Here is a 20,405-nt window from a genome sequence, read left to right as displayed (position 1 = left end):
TTAAATGGTTTGGTCATAAAGTTTTGCTCCTCCTGCTTGCACAGTTGACAAATCCGTAGACCTGGATAATGCAACCCCTTCGCTCCATTACCATTACAGTAACTTCAACACTACTACGAGTTGCTCCGCCCCTTGGTGACGCATTGCTATTATCAGCCTTGCCTTTTGAGCTTGTGCCTTTCGCTTGACATCGCCACCGAAGGTTCCCGCAGTTCAACGTAAGAGCCTGAATTAGGATCGCGCTGCCTCTACGCCGGACACCGAATGGCCCGTAAGCAGGTAACGGCCAAACTAATCGCGGGGTAACTTCCATCCCCGGTTTTGATGTCATTTGAGTACTTTCGACACTTGAACGGCAGTTCACTGTTGTTCGCCTTCCTAATTCTTACCTGACATCTCTACGATGCCTTTTCCATAACGCTCACGACCGGGACTTTTGATCCAAGCCGCTTATGGTGGTTTGCTACCTGCTCCTGCAAGCCGATAGCGAGGGGCCATACCCTCATCTCTTACGCCGCTTGCTGCGGCACACTAAAGTCACCGACCCATAGTTGGTTTGGATGATCAGCAGTAAAATTACGTTTCACTAAATCATCTGCTCTTTTTTGATCATCTCGGCTACGGGTGGTTTGTTTATTCTTACCACGCCAAACACCTTGTATATCTAGCTTCTGCATCAATCGAGCAACTGTACAACGTGCAATAACATAGCCTTCACGTTTCAATTTTTGCCAAACTTTACGTACACCATATCGACCTAAACTTTCCTTCCAAATTCGTTTAATTTGTTCAGCATGATGCTCATCATGTAGATCTCGTTTCGCTCGATGTTCTGGATTGTCAGCGAGATCTAAAGTTCGGTAATAGGTTGAAGCTGCGATCGGTAAAATCCTACAAATCGCATCAACACCATATAAGTCTTTATTGTTATGGATGAAATCCACCATTATTTGTGTGGGCGGTCGAGCTCCGCCTGGGCGAAAAAAGCGGCTGCTTTACGTAGAATTTCATTGGCACGCTTTAATTCTTTAATTTCACGTTCCATTTGCTTCATTTTTTCTTGATCAGATATCTGTTGTACTTTAATAGGATTTTGCTGATCTAAATGCTTTTGATGCCAGGCACGAAGTGTTTCAGGAGTACAACCAATCTTAGGCGCAATTGCTGTGATTGCAGCCCAATTCGATGGATAATCTTTTTCGGATTCAATCAATAATTGAACCGCTCTATCTCTGATTTCAGGGGTATATTTTACTTTTTTCATCGGGACATTCTCTCAGAAAGTTTGGTCTCCGACAAACCCGGTACGGTTCATAGTCATTGCACAACTTCACTGGAGAGATTCACCAACATATTAATCTCTCCAGTGAAGCATCTTAATGAACATAATACACGTTATGCCGAAATCCGTGAGCTTTGGACGTTTGTATTTTTATTGTGGAAGTTAATTTATAAACGTCCAAACTAATTTCAGTAGCAACAACCTATCGGATCACAAAGAACTTTAGCCAAAAATGAACTGATACCAACCTGACCAAACAAACACTTTAAAAGCCAAGATCAAAGCAACAATTAAAATTTGAATCAGCATAAACAAATAAATTAAATCATCTTTTGTAATCATCTAAATCAGCCCTATTTTGATTCATTTTTAGTCAATCGTAACCCGCATGTTATAAATGGGGATAGAAAAATCAGTCCGGAGACTAGACTCAGGACTATGGAATTGCTTATTTAGGGTACTTTCCCCCGTGTTTTTACGGGTTTTGATGTTTTTTTTGATCAGATTTATTAGACATGAAGATCACCCCAAGCAACTAGTTAAATGGAATGAAATAAGACCTTTGAACATGATTGAATGACAACGAGGACATTCAGCAAGGTCGATCTGGTGAATTGCATTAATTTTCATTTAGCCATCCCCCAACCTGAAACATAGAAAATGACAGTGAAAAAAGCGTAAGAAACAAGACAAATGCAAATAGAAATAAAGATTAACTCAATGATCCTATACATCAGCAATCACCCATTTCTTCTTTTAATTCAGCGTTTGTTTTCTTATAGAGATCTGCATATCGCTGTTCAGTGGGTAGCTAAGATCAAGATTAGAATTTTAAAATAAAGGAGCTGGTTTAATGATTTGATGAATCACTTTGAATACGGCCATCGACCAGATTGATGGTGCGATCACAGGTCGCAGACAGACGTGGATCGTGCGTTACCAGCAGTACAGCACAATCACGTTCGCGATGCACTTTACGGAACAGTTCAAACATTTCTGCAGCCGTCTGGGTATCCAGATTCCCTGTAGGTTCATCAGCTAATAATAGCGCTGGTTCTGTAATCAGTGCCCGGGCAATCGCCACCCGCTGTTGCTGCCCTCCCGAAAGTTCATTCGGTTTACGATCCGCAAACTGTTCAAGACCGACTGCTGCAAGCAGTTCACGCGCTCGCTCCAGTGCCTGTTTGTCCGGCTTGCCATGTGTCAGCATTAACGGCATAAGTACATTGTTTAAGGCAGTAAAAGCCTGAATAAGATGATGAAACTGAAACACGAAACCGATACTGTTGCCGCGTAGCGCAGTACGTCCGGCATCATCCATGCGACTGGTTGGCTGACCCAGCAAATACAGCTCACCGCTGCTAGGTTTATCCAGCAAACCTAAAATATTCAATAAGGTACTTTTACCGGAACCGGATGGACCAATCAGCGCAGCAAAATCATTGCGGGCGATACGCAAATCGATTCCATGTAATACTTCAACTTCATTGGGCTGCCCGATATTATAAGATTTATGCAGCGCTTCTAGGCGCAGTACTTCCTGAGACTGGTCAGACATGACGAATCGCCTCCACAGGGTCCAATGCTGCTGCCCGGCGCGATGGTATCGCAGCAGCCAGTACGCCAGTCAGCGTAGCCAGTAACAAGGCCAGTATTACCAGATTGATCGAAAGAGGAATGTAAAACAGACCCGGGCCAAAGGTGTTGAATATCCACACCAGACCATAACTGACCGCACTGCCTAAAACTGAACCCAGCAGGCCAAATATTGCGCCCTGAAACAGGAAAATTCGTAAAATTTGCAATTGGGTCGCGCCAGTCGCGCGTAAAATACCGATTTCCCGGGTACGCTGCACCACGCTGACCGACATAACGCTGGCAATTCCAAATGCCACGGAAATTGCCACAAAGATAATAATCATATTGGTTGACAGGCTCTGAGCGGTAATTGCATTCATCAGCTGAGCATTGGTTTTAATCCAGCTTTCGGCTTTTAATGAGGTCAAGCGTCCTATCTGTGCAGCAATATTGTCTGCCTCAAAAATATCTGAAATAGTCAGGTCAATCACTGTAACTCCACCAGGTAAACTGAGTAAGGACTGTGCCTGTTTCAAGTCCAGATACACATAGCGCGCATCCAGTTCGCGTACCCCAAGTTCAAAGATCCCGGCCACATTGACCAATGCACTGTTCTCCCGCCCCGTATCCAGCCGTAACTTGCTTCCCACCTGCACACCCAGATCTTTGGCGAGCTGACTGCCAATCATTACATCGTCTGCACCGATGCGCAACTGACCGCTTAACAGATATTCTCTCAGTGGGATAATCTGTTGATAACGTTCAAGATTAATACCCACCAAGGCGACAGATTGAATGGCATCACCCCTTTGCACAAAGGCCGGCCCGGATACCACCGGAGATACGGCGGTCAGTACCGGCAACTGATCTAAAGTCTCAGTAATCTGCTGCCAGTTGTTAATTGAGCGCAGGCGCTGTGCCCGCTTGTCTTCCTGCAATAATTGCACCGTTCCTGCAGCAGGCTGCACAATCTGATTCACCTCATCCGGTGACAGCAAACGGATATGCGCCTGAGTACCCAAAGTACGTTCGACAATATTCGACTGCAATCCTTGAATTAAAGCACTGATAAAAATGATGACAGCCACACCCACTGCAACACCCACAGTAATCATGATGGACTGTGCACGGCCTTCACGCAAAAAACTGATTGCGATTGTCCATTCTGTCCAGAGCCGCCCGAAAAAGTTTTTCAATCGAATTTCACCGGTAATTCATTTTTACTATTTGTATCATCAGCCTGATGATTCCAGGGTGTTTTTTGCTGTTTTAAGCGTACCCTCTCACCCTCTGTTAAGGGTGCTTCGGCATTGGCCAGCACCTGATCACCATCACTCAAACCTGAAACCACTTCTGACATGGCCAGGCCACGTAAACCTAAGCTGACTTGCTGATATTTTATTTTTCCATCACGTACCAATAGCACACTGGCCTTATCGCCTTTGATACTGCTTAAAGCATCGTTTGGAATAGCCAATGCCCGCTCTCGTCTGTTGGTCTCGACATTCACCGACACCGTCATATCCTGACGCAGAAAATCAGGCACCGGATCGACGGCTAAGCGAACCTCTACCGTACCACGCTGCGGATCAATGCTTGGCGCTATAAAATTGATCCGGGCCGGAAAAGCTTGATCCGGATAGGCATCAGAAATGACCATTGCCTTTTGCTGTAAAGCAAGTTGCGGTAAATTTCGCTCATCTAAAGGCACACGAATTTCTGTATTGCCCTTCAATGCGATGCTAAATAAAGTCTGACCCGGTTGGATCAGATCACCCGGTTCCACATCCAGAGTGAGTACCGTACCGGTGACTGTAGAGCGAATTTTAGTTTTGGCCAGTTGAGCCTGGGCTGCAGCAAGTTGCTCACGAAGCTTGGCTTCCTCGACTTGACCAGGTGCCAATGCTGCTGTTTTTAGACGTACTGTTTCAAAATTATTGCGGGCGACTCTTTCCGCTTCCACGGCCTGTTCTATTTCTTCTGCTGAGAGTATGCCAGCTTCTAGATTACGTCTACGTGCTGCTTCCCGACTGGCCTGTTCCAGCTGGGCTTTGGCAGTGGCCAGTTCTGCTACTGCCTGTGGACGCCGGCTGGTTGCGAGTTCGGTCAGAGCCACTTCAGCTTGTCGTACCTGTGCACGCAGTTCATCCGATTTTAAGACGAGCAGTAAATCACCCGGCACCACCTGATCACCTTCCTGCACAAACCGCTCAAGAACGACACCGGTAATTTCGCTGCCCACCTGAGCACGTGATACGGTTGCTACACGGCCAGTCGCTACTACATTTTGCACCAGAGGCCTGTATGTCAGGGTATATCCTGGTAACACAGGTCCCTGCCACCATCGAAATAGAGCATAGCTTGCTGCAAGTATAAGCAGCAGGATGATAATCACAAATTTATAGCGAACAACGCGCAATGAATCTCTCCAGTTCAGCTTAAGAGCTTGGTACATCTAACAGCAAGTACTGTTGCTCTGTAGAATTGTATGCTTCAACTTGTTATTGACAATAAGATTTTTTGAAAAGCCTCATGAAATTAAACCATTACACTATGGTAGCGATCGGCCTGTTGTGAATTGGCTAGGATTCAAATGAGTCATATAAAGATAAACGAAAAATAACCCCGCTTACACCTATTTCCGTATTTTTACTACTTTAAAATTCATAAGCCAGTTTAACTTAAACGGAAGGGTCGCCCAAATTCAAGATATCTCTATTGATCTTTTGATAGACCTTATTGTGGCTATGCACTAATTTTCACTATGCGAAATTCAATAATAGAAAATGAGGATCTGTTGATAATTCGTCTATATTTGCGAGTGCAAGTATTTTTTAGAGGATGTGAGGCAAGAAATACTAAATTTAGTCATTCTAAACGAGTGGTTCACAATGAGGTAATAGCAAAAAAGATCTAGTCCATGGCTGTGCTTTGTTCTGGCTCAGGTTTTGATTCTCAAATGATCACAATATACATATAAAAATAGACCCCTTACTATGTAGTGCATAATAAGAGGTCTTTATTTAGGGGACTATTAGAAGTTATAGATTGCAACTGCATTTAAGCGGTTGTCTTCACCTGTCTTGCTAGCAAAAGTTTCACGTTCACCATAGACATATTCAAGACCAAAACTCAAAGGCTTGGTTGGGCTATAAAAAACATTTGCCCAGGCTTGCCAGAGGTCTTTATTGGCTGTAGCTGCACTTCCTGGAGCATCCAGATAATTTTGATCTTTATCAAAAGTCATATAGCCGTAGCCCAAAGTGCCATGTAATTTGTCACTAAATTTTTGGGTAACACCTAGCATAATAGAATCAAATTCGTTTTGTACAAGACTACCATCTGCTTCTACAACAACACCTTTATTGGCAAATGATACGAAGCTGCTATCGCCTTTAACATGGTAATAATCTGCTTTTAAGGTGGTACCAGGTACGACATCATACTTTGCACCTACACCTACTCCCCATGCCATTTCTTCTTCAGAATTGATACGCTTTTCATGACCCATGGCACGTACGCTGACATTTAAGTTATCTGCAAATTGATGATTTAAACGTGCGGTTAACGCCGGTAAACGCTGAGTGATCACCTTATCAGTGACCAATTTATCTTTAGGATCTTCAGCAGCTAATACCAAATTGGTTTGTGGATTAAATTTGGTGGTATAACGCACTTGTGGTGTACGTTTCACAGCACCACCAACGTATGCATTTGCATCAATAGTTTCTGGCATATAATCCGGTACTGCAAAGTTTGACCAGGTTTGCCCCAACAGCCAGTTACCATAATTTACATAGGCATGACGGATACGCAGATTATCGAAGTTAGCTCCACCCAAAAAGTCGACTTCAATTTTACCTTTGACCTCTTGCTCAGAAGCCTGAGTTTTAAAATCAAGGCCTAAACGCGTTGCAGATAAAGTCGAGCTTAAACGGTCGCTATTTCCGGCAGTACCTTCCAGTGCCACGTTATTGATCTGGTTATATGGCCAATCGATAGGACCGCCATCAACCTTATAAGAGGCATCTAAACGCACATTACCATATAAATTAAACTCGGCGCCTTTGGCAGTTTTTAATACAGGGTTCGCTGGCACAGTTGCTGCAGTACGTTGTATGTTAGCAATTGCTGTTGCAGTTTGTGCATTCTGTACTTTTTGCTGCTCCACCAAACTACGTAAAGCTTGAACTTCCTGTCTAAGCTGTTCAATTTCATTTTGCTGCTGGGTTTGTGCTTGCGCTGCAACACTCATTCCTCCCATGCTTAATGCAATCATGCTTATCATGAGCGTACGCTGCATATTTGGTCGAACCGTTGTTGCTTGTAAATCAGTTGTTTGGGTTAATGTTTTCGCGTTCATCCTAAACTCGCTTGTTATTGTGCCGTCAAATTCTAGCAACAGATCACCATCGCTTACGATGGCGATCTATATCATTGATGATAGTAGATTAATGGAAAGGTAAAGAAATTATTGGGTGACTTTTTGTGCAACAGGACTGCTTTTGACAGCAGATTCTGCAAGGGCTTGGCCTTCTACAGAAGATTTTAGATTAACCATGAAAACAGCCAGCGCAGCGATCACACCCGGAATAGCGATGGCAAAGAAGTTCATTTGGTGTGGCAATTCAAAAGTTAATAAAGTTCCGGTCAGTACTGGTCCTACGATCGCTCCGATACGGCCAATCCCTGAAGCCCAACCCATGCCGGTAGAACGTACAGTCGATGGGTAATATTGTGCGACGAAGGTATATAGCAGAATTTGTGAACCGATAGTCGAGGCACCTGCCAAGGCAATCAGGGCATACAATACAAACTGTGGACTGTTAAAACCAAGCAGAACCAGAGCCGATGCACCGCATATAAACATGATGGTCAATACTTTTTTGATGTGGAACTTGTCTGCCAGGTAGCCACCGCCAATCGCGCCAATCATGCCGCCAATGTTCAGGGCAAACAGGAAGATCATACTTGCGCCCAGTGAATAACCTGCCTGAATCATTAGTTTTGGTAACCAGCTGCCTAAAGCATATACCATCAACAGGCACATGAAGAAAGCCAGCCAGAACATGAAGGTACTAAAGCTACGGCCTTGCTGGAACAATGCTTTGAGTGGCGCTTCATCACCTTTTTTCACCTCATTCAGGACAAATTCAGTTTGAGCTGTAATCTGCTGTTCTGGTGACAATTTTTGGATAATGACGTGGGCCTTTTCTGTTTCTTTTTTAACAGTCAGGTACATCAGCGATTCTGGCAGGAATTTCCAGATAACCGGCAAAAGTAATAATGGAGTACCGGCAAGAAGGAACATGATTTTCCAGCCAAACTGTGGAACCAACCATGCGCCCAATAATGCAGATGACATTCCACCAATCGCATAACCACTAAACATCAGGGCAACCAGCGTGCTGCGGATACGTTTTGGTGCATATTCGGTCATGAGGGCAACCACGTTTGGCATTACGCCACCAATTCCCAAACCGGCTAAGAAGCGAAGAATACCGAACTCAGTAGGGTTACTGGCAAAAGAACCTAAAAAGGTAAAACCACTGAAAAGTGCAACACAGATCATGATGGTTTTTTTACGGCCAATCTTGTCAGAGAGAGTACCAAAGCTCATGGCACCGAACATCATGCCAAATAATGCAGTACTGGCCAGCAAACCTGCCTGTACGGTACTGAGTGCCCATTCCTGCATCAGGAGTGGTAAAGCTACCCCATAAATTACCAGGTCATAACCGTCAAAGATAATGATCAACAGACACCAAAGCAACACACCCCAGTGAAATGGCGTAAATTTTGCCTCATCGATCAGCGTATTAATATTCACTTTATTTGTAGACATCTCCACCTCCTAATTGTGAAGTTCAGTTTCTGGTGCTCACAATGCAGAAGATGCGAAAAAATGTCCAAAACTGAATAGGCATGTTTCTATACCTATAAAGTCTGCTTTAGGTCAAAATCCTGTATTTACTATGCTTTAGATATATTAAAGACCATGAGACCCATCACCTTTTTATATAAAAATATTTTATTGAGTCTCATTATTTGGAGAAATTTTCTATATTTAAGGTTTTTAGGGTTGTTTTTTACTGTGCCTGATCAGAACACGGCACGATCATATTGCACCGCTTCCAGGTCATAAACCTGATATACCGCATCAAACAGGAACTGGATGTATTCACTTTCATCCATATTACGAATGGCCATGAAGACTGGACTCACCGCAAAACTGTCTAATATAGGAATAAAGTTTAAATGCGCCAATTTAATGTTTTTGGCACTTTCCGGCACCAGGCAAATGCCCTCTCCTGCTGCAACAAAACCGAGTGCAAGCTGCAGTTCACGTACTTCACGAACATTTTTGGGTTCCAGTCCATACTCGGAAAATATACCACGGACCTGACTGGCAAAATTGGCCTTACCGGTATTGGGATACAAGAATAACTGGTGATCTACCAGTTCCGACAGGTTCACACCAGAACGCTGTCCTAAAGGATGGCTGGCATGCACTGCCGCGACAAGAGGCTCTTCACGAAGTAGTACACGTTTAATCGCAGGGTCGGAAATTCTTAAACGGCCAAAGCCGACATCAATCTTTCCTTCTTTAAGCGCCTGAATCTGCTCATAGGTATTCATTTCCATCATTTCAATCTTGAGATAAGGATGCTGCTGTTTAAAAAGAAACATAATGCGCGATAGCAAACCGAATAATAAAGAACCGACAAAACCAATGGTAATGGTCCGATCGGCAATCCCGATACGTTTCGTCATCGATTTTATTTCTTCAGCATTAGACAAAAGTTTAACCGCATGCTGATAAAAAAATTGTCCTGCTTCCGTAGTCTTAAGTGGACGACTACCCCGCTCAAACAGCTGAATATCTAGCTCTTGCTCTAAATTTTGGATCTGTCGGCTTAAAGGAGGTTGAGCAATAAAGAGTTTTTCAGCCGCTTTGGTAAAACTTTGCTCTTCAACCACTGCAACGAAGTAGCGTAAATGTCTAAGTTCCATAGTTAAAAATACCTTTAAAGTATAAAAAAATGCAAAATTGATCTTCGACCAATTAAAACTATTCCTTTAAGGTATATCACAAGACAGGCATAAAGCAAGATCGAGAATTTTAAAGATGTATAAGTCTATAGAAACGTTGCTGGTGGAAATTCCAACCATCCGTCCCCACAAGATGGCTGTCGCAACCATGCAAACCCAGACACTGGTGTTGGTTAAAATTACCACAGAAGATGGTTATGTAGGCTGGGGCGAAGCAACCACTATTGGTGGATTAGGCTATGGTGAAGAAAGCCCGGAAAGTGTCAAAGTTAATATTGATACTTATTTCGCACCGCTTTTAAAAACATTATCCGGTTTAAATGTTGCACAAACATTACAGGTAATCAAAAAAAATATTAATGGCAACCGCTTTGCCAAATGTGCCATTCAGACTGCCCTACTGGATATTAAGGCACAACGTCTCAACCTGCCACTCAGTGAAGTATTAGGTGGACGTTTACGAAACAGTATTCCGGTACTTTGGGTATTGGCTTCAGGTAATACCGAGAAAGATATTGCTGAAGCGCAGAAAATGATTGAGGCAAAACGCCACAATGTGTTCAAACTGAAAATTGGTTCACGCCCGGTTGAAGAAGATGTTGAACATGTACTGGCGATCAAGAAAGCCTTGGGCAAAGACATCTCGATTCGTGTCGATGTAAACCGTGCCTGGTCTGAGCTTGAAGCGATCAAGGGTATTCAGTTGTTACAAGATGGTGGTGTTGATCTGATTGAACAGCCATGTGCAATTGACAATCTGGATGCAATGCGACGCCTGACTCGCCGTTTTGATGTGGCCATCATGGCGGATGAATCCTTGATGGGTCCTCACTCAGCTTATCAAATTGCACGTAACAATGGTGCATCAGTTTTTGCAGTAAAAGTGGCCCAATCAGGCGGTTTGGTTGAAGGCTGTGAGGTTGGAAAAGTCGCTAAACTGGCAGGTATCGACCTGTACGGCGGCACCATGCTGGAAGGCCCGGTGGGTACGATTGCCTCTGCTCATGTCTTCTCTACCTTTGAAAATCTGGCGTATGGAACCGAACTGTTTGGTCCATTGCTGCTTACCGAAAATATTTTGAAAACCCCGCTCAACTATCAGAACTTTGAACTTGAGATTCCGAACGGTCCAGGTCTGGGTATTGAGCTGGATGAAAACAAGATTGACAACTTGCGTCGTCAGTAATCAGGAGAAACCCATGCTTTTCCATGTACGTATGGATGTAAATATTCCACGTGATATGCCCGTTGAACAGGCCAATGAAATTAAAGCCGTTGAAAAGGTTTATTCACAGGAATTGCAGCGTCAAGGCAAATGGCGTCATATCTGGCGCATTACTGGCCAATACTCAAACATCAGTATTTTTGATGTCGAGAGCAATGAAGAACTGCATGACATTTTACAGGGTCTTCCACTCTACCCTTACATGAACATTGAAGTGATGGCATTAAACCGTCACCCCTCATCTGTTCGTGAAGATGACACCTGATTTAACCCTGAAAACTGGAATAAACCTTTGTTCCAGTTTCACAAAAAAACATATTTAACATACCAAGTAGCAAACAAGGAAAGTGGCAGCCATCTATCTCTTTAAGCAGAGATATTCGCCACCAAAGCACCCCTCCAAGGAGTAATAAAATGGATCGTCAAACCATTGAAAATGTAGTTAAAGCTTGTAACGTAGACACTTCTGAAGGTCCAGTAGATGCCCGTTTACAACAAGTTGTTGTTCGTCTGGTTACAGACTTTTACCAAGCCATTGAAGATCTTGATCTGAGCCAGTCTGAAGTTTGGAAAGGTGTAGAAGCGCTGATCGACATGGCAAAAGCTGATGAGTTTGCACTGTTAGGTTCAGCAATCGGCCTGGAACACTTCCTGGACTTGCGTGCTGATGAAGCTGATGCAAAAGCAGGTTTAACGGGTGGTACACCACGTACAATCGAAGGCCCTCTATATGTTGCTGGTGCACCTGAATCAACAGGTTTCGCTCGCATGGACGATGGTACTGAAGAAGGTAAAATCCCGACACTTATCATCGAAGGTAAAGTAACTGACACTGATGGTGAAGTTCTTTCTGGTGCTAAAGTAGAAATGTGGCATGCCAACAGCAACGGTAACTACTCTTACTTCGACAAATCTCAGTCGCACTTCAACCTTCGTCGTACCATCCTGAGTGATGAAAACGGTAACTACACTGCGCAAACCACTATGCCTGTAGGTTACGGTTTGAACCCTGAAGGTCCGTTACAACACATGTTGAACAAGCTTTCTCGTCACGGTCAGCGTCCTGCACACGTGCATTACTTTATCTCTGCACCAGGTCACCGCAAGTTGACAACTCAGTTCAACATCGAAGGCGACAAATACCTTTGGGATGACTTCGCATTCGGTACTCGCGAAGGTCTGGTAGCAACTGCGGTTGACGTTACTGACGAAGCTGAAATTGCGCGTCGCGGCTTGAAAGGTCCTTTCAAACATATCCAGTTCGACGTTGTACTTCAAAAAGACAAAGAAGGTGCACCTTCTACTGAAGTTGAACGTCGTCGCGCAAGCGCTTAATTAGCAAACAAGGAACTGCAACGCTTCATTCCCCAAAGAAGGGCAATGAAGCGCTGTGGTGACTTCCCTAAAATTTGGAAAGTCGGAGAACGGACATGCCACGTATTCCTGTAATCAATACCAGCCATCTAGATCGTATCGATGAATTACTTGTTGAAAATTATGAAACAGGTGAATTCAAACTCCATCGTTCAGTATTTACTGATGAAGCCTTATTTGACTTAGAGATGAAATATATCTTTGAAGGCAATTGGGTTTACTTGGCACATGAAAGCCAAATTCCGAATATCAACGATTACTACACCACGAACATTGGCCGTCAGCCAATCATCATTGCGCGTAACCGTAATGGCGAACTGAATGCCATGATCAATGCCTGTTCACACCGTGGTGCAGAGCTTTGCCGTTACAAACGCGGTAACAAAGCAACTTATACCTGCCCTTTCCACGGCTGGACATTCAACAACTCTGGTAAGTTGTTAAAAGTTAAAGATCCTTCTGATGCCGGTTATTCTGACTGCTTCAACAAAGAAGGTTCACACGACCTGAAAAAAGTTGCACGTTTTGAAAACTACAAAGGCTTCCTGTTCGGTAGCTTGAATCCAGACGTTCCTTCTCTTGAAGAATATCTTGGTGAAGCAACTAAAATCATCGACATGATCGTTGGTCAGTCTGAAGAAGGTCTTGAAGTTCTGCGTGGTGCGTCTACCTATACCTACGAAGGTAACTGGAAACTGACTGCTGAAAACGGTGCTGATGGTTATCACGTTTCTGCAGTTCACTGGAACTATGCTGCGACAACTCAGCAACGCAAAGAAAAACAAGGCGGCGACAACATCCGTGCGATGAGTGCTGGTTCTTGGGGTAAACAAGGCGGTGGTTCTTACGGTTTCGAAAATGGCCACATGCTCCTTTGGACGCAATGGGCAAACCCGGAAGACCGTCCAAACTTCCCGAAAAAAGACGAATACACCGAGAAATACGGTGCAGCCATGGCGAAATGGATGATCGAGCGTTCTCGTAACCTGTGTATCTATCCAAACGTTTACTTCATGGATCAGTTCGGTTCACAAATCCGTGTACTGCGCCCGATCTCTGTCGATAAGACTGAAGTAACCATCTACTGTATCGCGCCTAAAGGTGAAGCACCTGAAGCACGTGCACGTCGTATCCGTCAATACGAAGACTTCTTCAACGCGTCTGGTATGGCAACTCCGGATGACCTGGAAGAATTCCGCGCATGTCAAGCAGGCTACCAGGGTATCGCGCTTGAATGGAATGATATGAGCCGCGGTTCTAAACACTGGATCCAAGGTCCAGATGAGGCTGCCAATGAAATCGGTTTAAAACCAAAACTTTCTGGCGTTAAAACTGAAGACGAAGGTCTATACCTGGCTCAACACGAGTTCTGGTTGAAACTGATGAAAAAAGCAATTGCTGCTGAAAAAGAGATTGCTGCTGCAGGAGAACAAGCATGAGCGCGATTACTTTAGAAAATATTGCTCAATTCCTTTACCGCGAAGCGCGCTTCCTGGACGACGAGCAATGGGATAACTGGTTAGCGTGCTACGCTCCGAATGCACAGTTCTGGATGCCAGCCTGGGATGACAATGACACCTTGACCGAAGATCCTCAGTCTGAAATCTCCCTGATTTTCTATCCGGACCGTCAAGGTTTGGAAGACCGTGTATTCCGTATCAAGACTGAACGTTCTTCAGCAACCATGCCGGATACCCGTACCAGCCACAACATCAGCAACATTGAAATTGTGGAACAAAACGGTGACCAGGTGACTGTACGTTTTAACTGGAATACTTTGAGTTTCCGTTACAAGAAAAACTACAGCTACTTCGGTATGTCGCGTTATGTGATCGATTTCTCTGGCGAACAGCCAAAAATCCTGAACAAGTACGTGGTACTGAAAAACGACTATATCAACCAAGTTATTGATGTTTACCACATCTAAGCTGATTAGATTTAAAAACCGGCCTTGGCCCAATGGAATGTTGGCCCGGGCCACCTGATGTTTTAACTCATTTGTAGGATACTTGCCATGTCAAACCATAATGTTGCACTTCAATTTGAAGATGGCGTAACGCGTTTTATTACTGTTGTTGACGGTGAAACTCTTTCTGACGCAGCATATCGCCAAAAGATCAATATTCCGCTAGATTGCCGTGATGGTGCATGTGGTACGTGTCGTGCATTTTGTGAATCAGGCACTTATGATATGCCGGAAGAAACTTATATCGAAGATGCTTTAACACCTGAAGAAGCGGCTGAAGGCTATGTACTGGCTTGCCAGTGCCACCCGACGTCTGATGCTGTATTCCAGATTCAGGCAACTTCTGATGTTTGTAAAACTCAAATTCATACTTATCAAGGTACTCTAACTTCTGTTGAGAACCTCTCTGAATCAACGATTACTTTTGAAATCGAACTTGACGCTGCTGAGCTAGAAATTAATTTCCTGGCAGGCCAATATGTCAATGTCGGTATTCCTGGTACATCTGAAACCCGCTCTTACTCTTTCAGCTCTAAACCGGGTGACCGTAAAACCGGTTTCGTTGTTCGTAACGTTCCGAACGGCAAAATGAGCAGCTTCCTGAGCCAAACGGCTAAAGTGGGCGACAAAATGACTTTTATAGGTCCTTTCGGTAGCTTCTATTTACGTAATGTTGCACGCCCTGTCGTGATGCTGGCAGGTGGTACAGGTATTGCACCATTCTTGTCCATGTTATCCGTTCTGGAAGAAAAAGGTTCAGAACAGCCTGTACGTCTGGTATTTGGTGTAACCAACGACTTTGACCTGGTTGCATTAGAGCGCCTTAACGAACTTCAGGCGAAATTACCATGGTTCGAATACCGTACCGTTGTGGCAAACCCGGAATCTGCACATGAGCGTAAAGGTTATGTCACAGGCCATATTGATAATGAATGGTTAAACGGTGGTGACGTAGACATCTACTTATGTGGTCCAGTCCTTATGGTCGAAGCGGTTCGTGGCTGGTTAGAAGCTGAAGGTGTTAAACCAGCAAACTTCCTGTTCGAAAAATTCTCTGCAAACTAAGTTGGAGAATCAAATGAATCGCGCAAAAAGATTTGAAAACAAAGTTGTGATCGTGACAGGTGCCGCTCAAGGCATCGGTCGCGGTGTAGCGCTACAAGTGGCTAGCGAAGGTGCTCAAGTTGTTCTAGCAGATATATCTGATTACGTCGATGAGACATTAGCGGAAATTGAAGCACAAGAAGGTGATGCAATTATCGTCAAGGCTAACCTGGAAACCTTTGCAGGTGCAGAATCTGTGGTTGCCCAAGCAATTGAGACCTATGGCCGTGTTGATGTGCTCATCAACAACGTCGGTGGTGCCATCTGGATGAAACCCTTTGAAGAATTTTCTGAAGAAGAAATTATCAAGGAAGTGAATCGTTCACTGTTTCCAACCATGTGGTGCTGCCGCGCAGTGTTGCCTGAAATGATCAAGAATCAGCAAGGTACCATTGTCAACGTCTCTTCAATTGCAACACGTGGTATTAACCGTGTGCCTTATTCGGCTTCAAAAGGTGGTGTGAATGGTTTAACTGCTTCCCTCGCCTTTGAACATGCCAAAGATGGTATTCGTGTCAATGCAGTTGCGACAGGTGGAACCGAAGCCCCACCACGTAAAGTACCGCGTAATGCCAATCCACTGACTGAATCTGAAAAAGAATGGATGCAGCAAGTGGTTGATCAAACCATTGACCGTACCTTCCTGGGACGCTACGGCACGATTCAGGAACAAGTCAATGCCATTACTTTCCTGGCATCTGACGAATCGTCTTATATGACAGGAACAGTGGTTCCCGTTGGTGGTGGTGATCAGGGCTAACCCTGATCATAGGCGTGGTACAGGATCATTGATTTATCAGCATGGAGGCAGTAGCAATGACGACCCTGTTTAAAAGCTTAAAAGATGACTGGTCTGTGTCAGCAACGGTTGCAGGATTTCTAGCCGTGCTGATTTCCTATTCCGGGCCGTTGATCATCTTTTTCCAGGCGGCACAAAAAGCCAATGTTAACCCCAGCATGATGATTTCATGGATCTGGGGCATCTCCATTGGTGCAGCAGTTGCTGGGATTTTTTTATCAATCAAGTACAAAGTCCCGGTTATCACCGCCTGGTCAGCGCCCGGCACGGCACTGTTGGTCACGCTCTTCCCCAATATTTCTTTAAATGAAGCGGTCGCTGCCTATATCACGGCTGCTTTGGTGATTCTTTTTATTGGTTTGACAGGCTATTTTGACAAGCTGCTGAAGTGGATTCCCCAATCCATTGCAGCGGGCATGATGGCCGGGATTTTATTTCAATTTGGCTTGGGACTGTTCACCGCTACAAACAGCATGCCCCTGATCGTGTTTGGCATGCTACTGGTTTTTCTAGTATCCAAGCGCGTAAGTCCACGCTACAGCATGGTTTGGGTACTGTTTGCAGGAGTTTTACTCAGTTTAATCCTCGGCAAAATGAATCCAGTCACTGTCGATTTCAGTCTTGCCATTCCGCAGTGGATTAACCCTGAATGGTCAATTAATGGCATGCTGAATCTGGCGATTCCACTAATCTTGGTCAGTCTTAGCGGGCAGTTTTTGCCTGGCATGGCGATTATGAAACTCAGTGGTTATGACACACCTGCAAAACCGATTATCACCACCACCAGTATTGCATCGCTTGCTGTGGCTTGCGTGGGTGGTATCACCATTGTTTTGGCATCCATTACCGCTGCCTTATGTATGGGTAAGGATGCACATGAACTTAAAGATAAACGGTATATCGCAGGAATCGCCAATGGTGTGTTTTACATTTTAGGCGGTTTATTTGCCGGCAGTATTGTCATGCTGTTCAGCCTGCTGCCGAAAGAACTGGTGGCAGCGCTTGCAGGCCTTGCCTTATTGGGTGCCATTGCCACCAATGTTTCAGTGGCCATGAAAGATGAAAGCGAACGTGATGCAGCCTTAATCACTTTTTTAGCTACGGCATCCGGTATGCATTTCCTCGGATTGAGTTCGGTGTTTTGGGGCATTTGTATCGGTCTCGTCGCCCATCTTTTATTAAGCAAACCCAAAACAGGTCCCGCAGTGTCCAACACTGTTTCCCTCTCCCAAACTGAAACTAAATAATTTTAGCGTTAGGAACGATTATGATCGATAAAAGCGTGGCTTCATTAACGGAAGTCCTCTCTCAAATTAAAGATGGTTCGACCATCATGATTGGCGGTTTTGGTACAGCGGGTCAGCCGGCAGAGCTGATTGATGGCCTGATTGAGCTTGGCATCAAGGATCTGGTTATTGTGAATAACAACGCTGGTAATGGCGATTACGGTCTGGCCAAACTTTTAAAGACGGGTGCAGTGCGCAAGATCATCTGTTCTTTCCCGCGTCAGTCTGACTCTTGGGTGTTTGACGAACTGTATCGTGCCGGAAAAATCGAACTGGAACTGGTTCCTCAAGGTAACCTGGCTTGCCGTATTCAGGCTGCTGGTATGGGCTTGGGTCCAATCTACACGCCTACAGGTTTCGGAACATTGCTGGCTGAAGGTAAACCGACCCTGAACTATGAAGGCAAAGACTTCGTTTTAGAAAACCCGATCAAGGCAGATTTCACTTTGATTAAAGCGCATAAAGGCGACCGTTGGGGCAACCTGGTGTACCGTAAATCTGCGCGTAACTTCGGTCCGATTATGGCGATGGCAGCTGACGTGACCATTGCCCAGGTATCTGAAGTGGTTGAACTGGGTGCACTAGATCCTGAACATATCATCACCCCGGGAATTTTTGTTCAACACGTTGTTCAAGTTAAACCTGCACAATAATTGGTATCGGAGAGAAACAATGAGCTATAGCAAACTGACCCGTGACCAGATCGCTGAACGTGTGGCACAAGATATTCCTGATGGCGCCTATGTTAACCTCGGCATTGGCTTACCCACCAAAATTTCCAGCTACCTGCCTTCAGACAAAGACGTGTTTTTACATTCTGAAAATGGCCTGTTGGCTTTCGGTCCTCCTCCTGCTGAAGAAGACCGTGATCCTGAGCTGATCAATGCCGGTAAAGAATTTGTGACCTTACTTGAAGGTGGTGCCTTCTTCCACCACGGTGATTCATTCGCCATGATGCGTGGTGGTCACCTGGACATCGCGGTATTGGGTGCTTTCCAGGTCGCTGAAAATGGGGACTTGGCCAACTGGCATACCGGTGCACCGGATGCGATTCCTGCGGTGGGCGGGGCAATGGACTTAGCCGTTGGTGCGAAAAAAGTCTTTATTACCACCGAGCATGTGACTAAAAAAGGCGAGCCAAAAATTGTCGCTGAGTTGGCTTACCCTGCGACTGGCCTGAAATGTGTTGACCGAATATATACCGACCTGTGTGTGATTGATGTCACTCCTGAAGGCATGAAAGTGATTGAGAAAGTTGAAGGTCTGTCATTTGAAGAATTACAGTCGATGACCGGTGCCAAACTGATTGATGCAACTCAATCAAATTAAGGGGAAGTCCCTCCTTTATTAAAGGAGGGATTTAGGGAGGATTTGAGGAATAAAACTACTTCATTAAATCCCTCCCTTGCGAAGCAATGCTTCTCACCCTTTAAAAAAGGGAGGAGTTTTCTTCTTTTAAATATGTGAGAAATACACAATGAAAAATGCCTATATCGTAGATGCCATCCGTACCCCATTTGGCCGTTATGCCGGTGGCCTTGCTCCTGTTCGTACCGATGACTTGGGTGCACTTCCAATCAAAGCTTTAATGGAACGCAACCCATCAGTCAATTGGGAACAGGTTGATGACGTGATTTATGGCTGTGCCAACCAGGCCGGTGAAGATAACCGTAACGTGGGGCGTATGTCTGCACTTTTAGCCGGTTTACCCTACCAAGTACCAGCAACGACGATTAACCGTCTTTGCGGTTCATCACTGGATGCCATTGCCATGGCTGCGCGTACCATTAAAGCCGGTGAAGCTGAACTGATTATTGCTGGCGGTGTCGAGTCAATGAGTCGTGCGCCATTTGTCATGGGTAAATCTGAATCTGCCTATGGTCGTAGTCAAAAAATTGAAGACACCACCATGGGCTGGCGTTTCATTAACCCGAAACTGAAAGAAATGTACAGCGTAGAAACCATGCCGCAAACTGCTGAAAACCTGGCGGAACAGTTCAATATTAACCGTGCAGATCAGGACCAGTTTGCTTTAACCAGCCAGCAACGTACAGCGGCAGCACAAGCACGTGGTTTCTTTGCCAAAGAAATTATTCCTGTGGTGATTCCACAACGTAAAGGCGATGCTGTTGTAGTGGATAAAGACGAACATCCACGTGCAACAACACCAGAAGCTTTGGCAAAACTCAAGCCAGTCGTGAAAGCCGATGGTACCGTAACTGCAGGTAATGCTTCCGGGATCAATGATGGTGCGGCTGCCCTATTAATTGCATCTGACGAAGCAGTTGCTCAACACGGCTTAAAACCACGTGCCAAAATTATTGGCTCAACCGTCGTGGGTGTTGAACCACGCATTATGGGCTTTGGTCCTGCACCTGCAATCAAGAAATTATTGGCACAAACAGGTTTGACCATTGAACAGATGGACGTGATTGAACTGAACGAAGCCTTTGCAGCACAAGCTTTGGCTTGTACTCGTGACTTGGGCATTGAAGATGGTTCAGAGAAAGTCAATCCAAATGGTGGTGCAATTGCTTTAGGTCATCCACTTGGTGCATCTGGCGCGCGTCTTGTGATGACTGCACTGAACCAGCTTGAACAAACAGGTGGTAAATACGGTCTTTGTTCAATGTGTATTGGTGTCGGTCAAGGCATTGCTTTGATTATTGAACGTGTTTAATTATTAAATGCTCGCTCGATCCTCCTTTCGTAAAGGAGGGATCGAGGGAGGATTAAGG

17 protein-coding genes, 1 pseudogene and 1 other annotated feature are annotated in these 20,405 nt (G+C 44.8%); of the genes and pseudogenes, 11 read left to right on the top strand and 7 right to left on the bottom strand.

Features of this window, described 5'->3' with window-relative positions:
* Positions 1 to 530 precede the first annotated feature (530 nt).
* The 7 genes and pseudogenes from FTU91_RS03840 to FTU91_RS03810 all read right to left on the bottom strand — a co-directional run.
* Positions 531 to 1,264 (bottom strand): annotated as a pseudogene (locus FTU91_RS03840) (IS3 family transposase); the annotation flags it as partial.
* Positions 873 to 989 (bottom strand) — a sequence feature (AL1L pseudoknot). Its footprint overlaps the pseudogene before it by 117 nt.
* An 868-nt stretch (positions 1,265 to 2,132) precedes the next feature.
* Positions 2,133 to 2,840, bottom strand: coding sequence for an ABC transporter ATP-binding protein (locus FTU91_RS03835; protein ID WP_180042553.1), 708 nt, complete (start codon positions 2,838 to 2,840; stop codon positions 2,133 to 2,135).
* The gene (locus tag FTU91_RS03830) at positions 2,833 to 4,056 is read right to left on the bottom strand and encodes an ABC transporter permease (protein WP_180042554.1); all 1,224 of its coding nucleotides are present in this window, start codon (positions 4,054 to 4,056) and stop codon (positions 2,833 to 2,835) included. Before FTU91_RS03830 ends, FTU91_RS03835 begins: the two co-directional genes overlap by 8 nt.
* Positions 4,053 to 5,279 carry an efflux RND transporter periplasmic adaptor subunit gene (locus FTU91_RS03825; RefSeq protein ID WP_180042555.1) on the bottom strand — a complete coding sequence of 409 codons (1,227 nt, stop codon included), beginning with the start codon at positions 5,277 to 5,279 and terminating at the stop codon, positions 4,053 to 4,055. Before FTU91_RS03825 ends, FTU91_RS03830 begins: the two co-directional genes overlap by 4 nt.
* A gap of 615 nt (positions 5,280 to 5,894) precedes the next feature.
* On the bottom strand, positions 5,895 to 7,163 hold the full coding sequence (locus FTU91_RS03820) for a DcaP family trimeric outer membrane transporter (RefSeq protein WP_180042602.1): 1,269 nt from the start codon (positions 7,161 to 7,163) through the stop codon (positions 5,895 to 5,897).
* Positions 7,164 to 7,331: 168 nt separating this feature from the next.
* Positions 7,332 to 8,705 (bottom strand): MFS transporter, encoded by a 1,374-nt coding sequence (locus FTU91_RS03815; RefSeq protein ID WP_180042556.1) that lies wholly within the window; start codon positions 8,703 to 8,705, stop codon positions 7,332 to 7,334.
* A 257-nt stretch (positions 8,706 to 8,962) separates the two neighbouring features.
* A complete protein-coding gene (locus FTU91_RS03810) occupies positions 8,963 to 9,874 on the bottom strand; it encodes a LysR family transcriptional regulator (protein ID WP_166169976.1) in 912 nt (303 codons plus the stop codon).
* Between the two features lie 115 nt (positions 9,875 to 9,989).
* Here FTU91_RS03810 and FTU91_RS03805 point away from each other — a divergent pair, with 115 nt between their 5' ends.
* From FTU91_RS03805 to pcaF, 11 genes are all read left to right on the top strand, one after another.
* On the top strand, positions 9,990 to 11,099 hold the full coding sequence (locus FTU91_RS03805) for a muconate/chloromuconate family cycloisomerase (RefSeq protein ID WP_086196938.1): 1,110 nt from the start codon (positions 9,990 to 9,992) through the stop codon (positions 11,097 to 11,099).
* Positions 11,100 to 11,112: 13 nt separating this feature from the next.
* Complete coding sequence (catC, locus tag FTU91_RS03800) at positions 11,113 to 11,403, top strand: muconolactone Delta-isomerase (protein ID WP_180081033.1); 291 nt, start codon at positions 11,113 to 11,115, stop codon at positions 11,401 to 11,403.
* Positions 11,404 to 11,552: 149 nt separating this feature from the next.
* Positions 11,553 to 12,473, top strand: a complete 921-nt coding sequence (catA, locus tag FTU91_RS03795) for a catechol 1,2-dioxygenase (RefSeq protein ID WP_180042558.1) — start codon at positions 11,553 to 11,555, stop codon at positions 12,471 to 12,473.
* Between the two features lie 95 nt (positions 12,474 to 12,568).
* Complete coding sequence (gene benA, locus FTU91_RS03790; RefSeq protein ID WP_166169983.1) at positions 12,569 to 13,951, top strand: benzoate 1,2-dioxygenase large subunit; 1,383 nt, start codon at positions 12,569 to 12,571, stop codon at positions 13,949 to 13,951.
* Complete coding sequence (benB, locus tag FTU91_RS03785) at positions 13,948 to 14,439, top strand: benzoate 1,2-dioxygenase small subunit (protein ID WP_180042559.1); 492 nt, start codon at positions 13,948 to 13,950, stop codon at positions 14,437 to 14,439. Before benA ends, benB begins: the two co-directional genes overlap by 4 nt.
* A gap of 87 nt (positions 14,440 to 14,526) precedes the next feature.
* Positions 14,527 to 15,543, top strand: a complete 1,017-nt coding sequence (gene benC / locus FTU91_RS03780) for a benzoate 1,2-dioxygenase electron transfer component BenC (protein ID WP_180081031.1) — start codon at positions 14,527 to 14,529, stop codon at positions 15,541 to 15,543.
* A 13-nt stretch (positions 15,544 to 15,556) separates the two neighbouring features.
* Complete coding sequence (benD, locus tag FTU91_RS03775; RefSeq protein ID WP_180042561.1) at positions 15,557 to 16,342, top strand: benzoate diol dehydrogenase BenD; 786 nt, start codon at positions 15,557 to 15,559, stop codon at positions 16,340 to 16,342.
* A gap of 56 nt (positions 16,343 to 16,398) precedes the next feature.
* Positions 16,399 to 17,628 (top strand): benzoate/H(+) symporter BenE, encoded by a 1,230-nt coding sequence (benE, locus tag FTU91_RS03770; protein WP_180081029.1) that lies wholly within the window; start codon positions 16,399 to 16,401, stop codon positions 17,626 to 17,628.
* 20 nt (positions 17,629 to 17,648) lie between these two features.
* Positions 17,649 to 18,320 (top strand): 3-oxoacid CoA-transferase subunit A, encoded by a 672-nt coding sequence (locus FTU91_RS03765; RefSeq protein WP_180081027.1) that lies wholly within the window; start codon positions 17,649 to 17,651, stop codon positions 18,318 to 18,320.
* A gap of 19 nt (positions 18,321 to 18,339) precedes the next feature.
* A complete protein-coding gene (locus tag FTU91_RS03760; protein ID WP_180081025.1) occupies positions 18,340 to 18,996 on the top strand; it encodes a 3-oxoacid CoA-transferase subunit B in 657 nt (218 codons plus the stop codon).
* A 148-nt stretch (positions 18,997 to 19,144) separates the two neighbouring features.
* Entirely contained in the window at positions 19,145 to 20,347 is a 1,203-nt protein-coding gene (pcaF, locus tag FTU91_RS03755; RefSeq protein WP_180081023.1) for a 3-oxoadipyl-CoA thiolase, read from the top strand.
* Positions 20,348 to 20,405 lie beyond the last annotated feature (58 nt).

Origin of the sequence: Acinetobacter sp. YH12201 (assembly GCF_013418145.1) — a bacterium.
Taxonomy (GTDB): Bacteria; Pseudomonadota; Gammaproteobacteria; order Pseudomonadales; family Moraxellaceae; genus Acinetobacter.
Note: the sequence above shows the minus strand (reverse complement) of the source record. Positions and strands in the feature narration are given on the sequence as shown.

Excerpts from the sequence above, each read along its gene's own strand:
- pcaF (WP_180081023.1), top strand. The coding sequence starts at position 19,145 with ATGAAAAATGCCTATATCGTAGATGCCATCCGTACCCCATTTGGCCGT.
- FTU91_RS03820 (WP_180042602.1), bottom strand. The coding sequence starts at position 7,163 with ATGCAGCGTACGCTCATGATAAGCATGATTGCATTAAGCATGGGAGGA.
- FTU91_RS03760 (WP_180081025.1), top strand. The coding sequence starts at position 18,340 with ATGAGCTATAGCAAACTGACCCGTGACCAGATCGCTGAACGTGTGGCA.
- benE (WP_180081029.1), top strand. The coding sequence starts at position 16,399 with ATGACGACCCTGTTTAAAAGCTTAAAAGATGACTGGTCTGTGTCAGCA.
- benA (WP_166169983.1), top strand. The coding sequence starts at position 12,569 with ATGCCACGTATTCCTGTAATCAATACCAGCCATCTAGATCGTATCGAT.
- benC (WP_180081031.1), top strand. The coding sequence starts at position 14,527 with ATGTCAAACCATAATGTTGCACTTCAATTTGAAGATGGCGTAACGCGT.
- catC (WP_180081033.1), top strand. The coding sequence starts at position 11,113 with ATGCTTTTCCATGTACGTATGGATGTAAATATTCCACGTGATATGCCC.
- FTU91_RS03810 (WP_166169976.1), bottom strand. The coding sequence starts at position 9,874 with ATGGAACTTAGACATTTACGCTACTTCGTTGCAGTGGTTGAAGAGCAA.
- benB (WP_180042559.1), top strand. The coding sequence starts at position 13,948 with ATGAGCGCGATTACTTTAGAAAATATTGCTCAATTCCTTTACCGCGAA.
- FTU91_RS03835 (WP_180042553.1), bottom strand. The coding sequence starts at position 2,840 with ATGTCTGACCAGTCTCAGGAAGTACTGCGCCTAGAAGCGCTGCATAAA.
- FTU91_RS03805 (WP_086196938.1), top strand. The coding sequence starts at position 9,990 with ATGTATAAGTCTATAGAAACGTTGCTGGTGGAAATTCCAACCATCCGT.
- catA (WP_180042558.1), top strand. The coding sequence starts at position 11,553 with ATGGATCGTCAAACCATTGAAAATGTAGTTAAAGCTTGTAACGTAGAC.
- benD (WP_180042561.1), top strand. The coding sequence starts at position 15,557 with ATGAATCGCGCAAAAAGATTTGAAAACAAAGTTGTGATCGTGACAGGT.
- FTU91_RS03765 (WP_180081027.1), top strand. The coding sequence starts at position 17,649 with ATGATCGATAAAAGCGTGGCTTCATTAACGGAAGTCCTCTCTCAAATT.
- FTU91_RS03815 (WP_180042556.1), bottom strand. The coding sequence starts at position 8,705 with ATGTCTACAAATAAAGTGAATATTAATACGCTGATCGATGAGGCAAAA.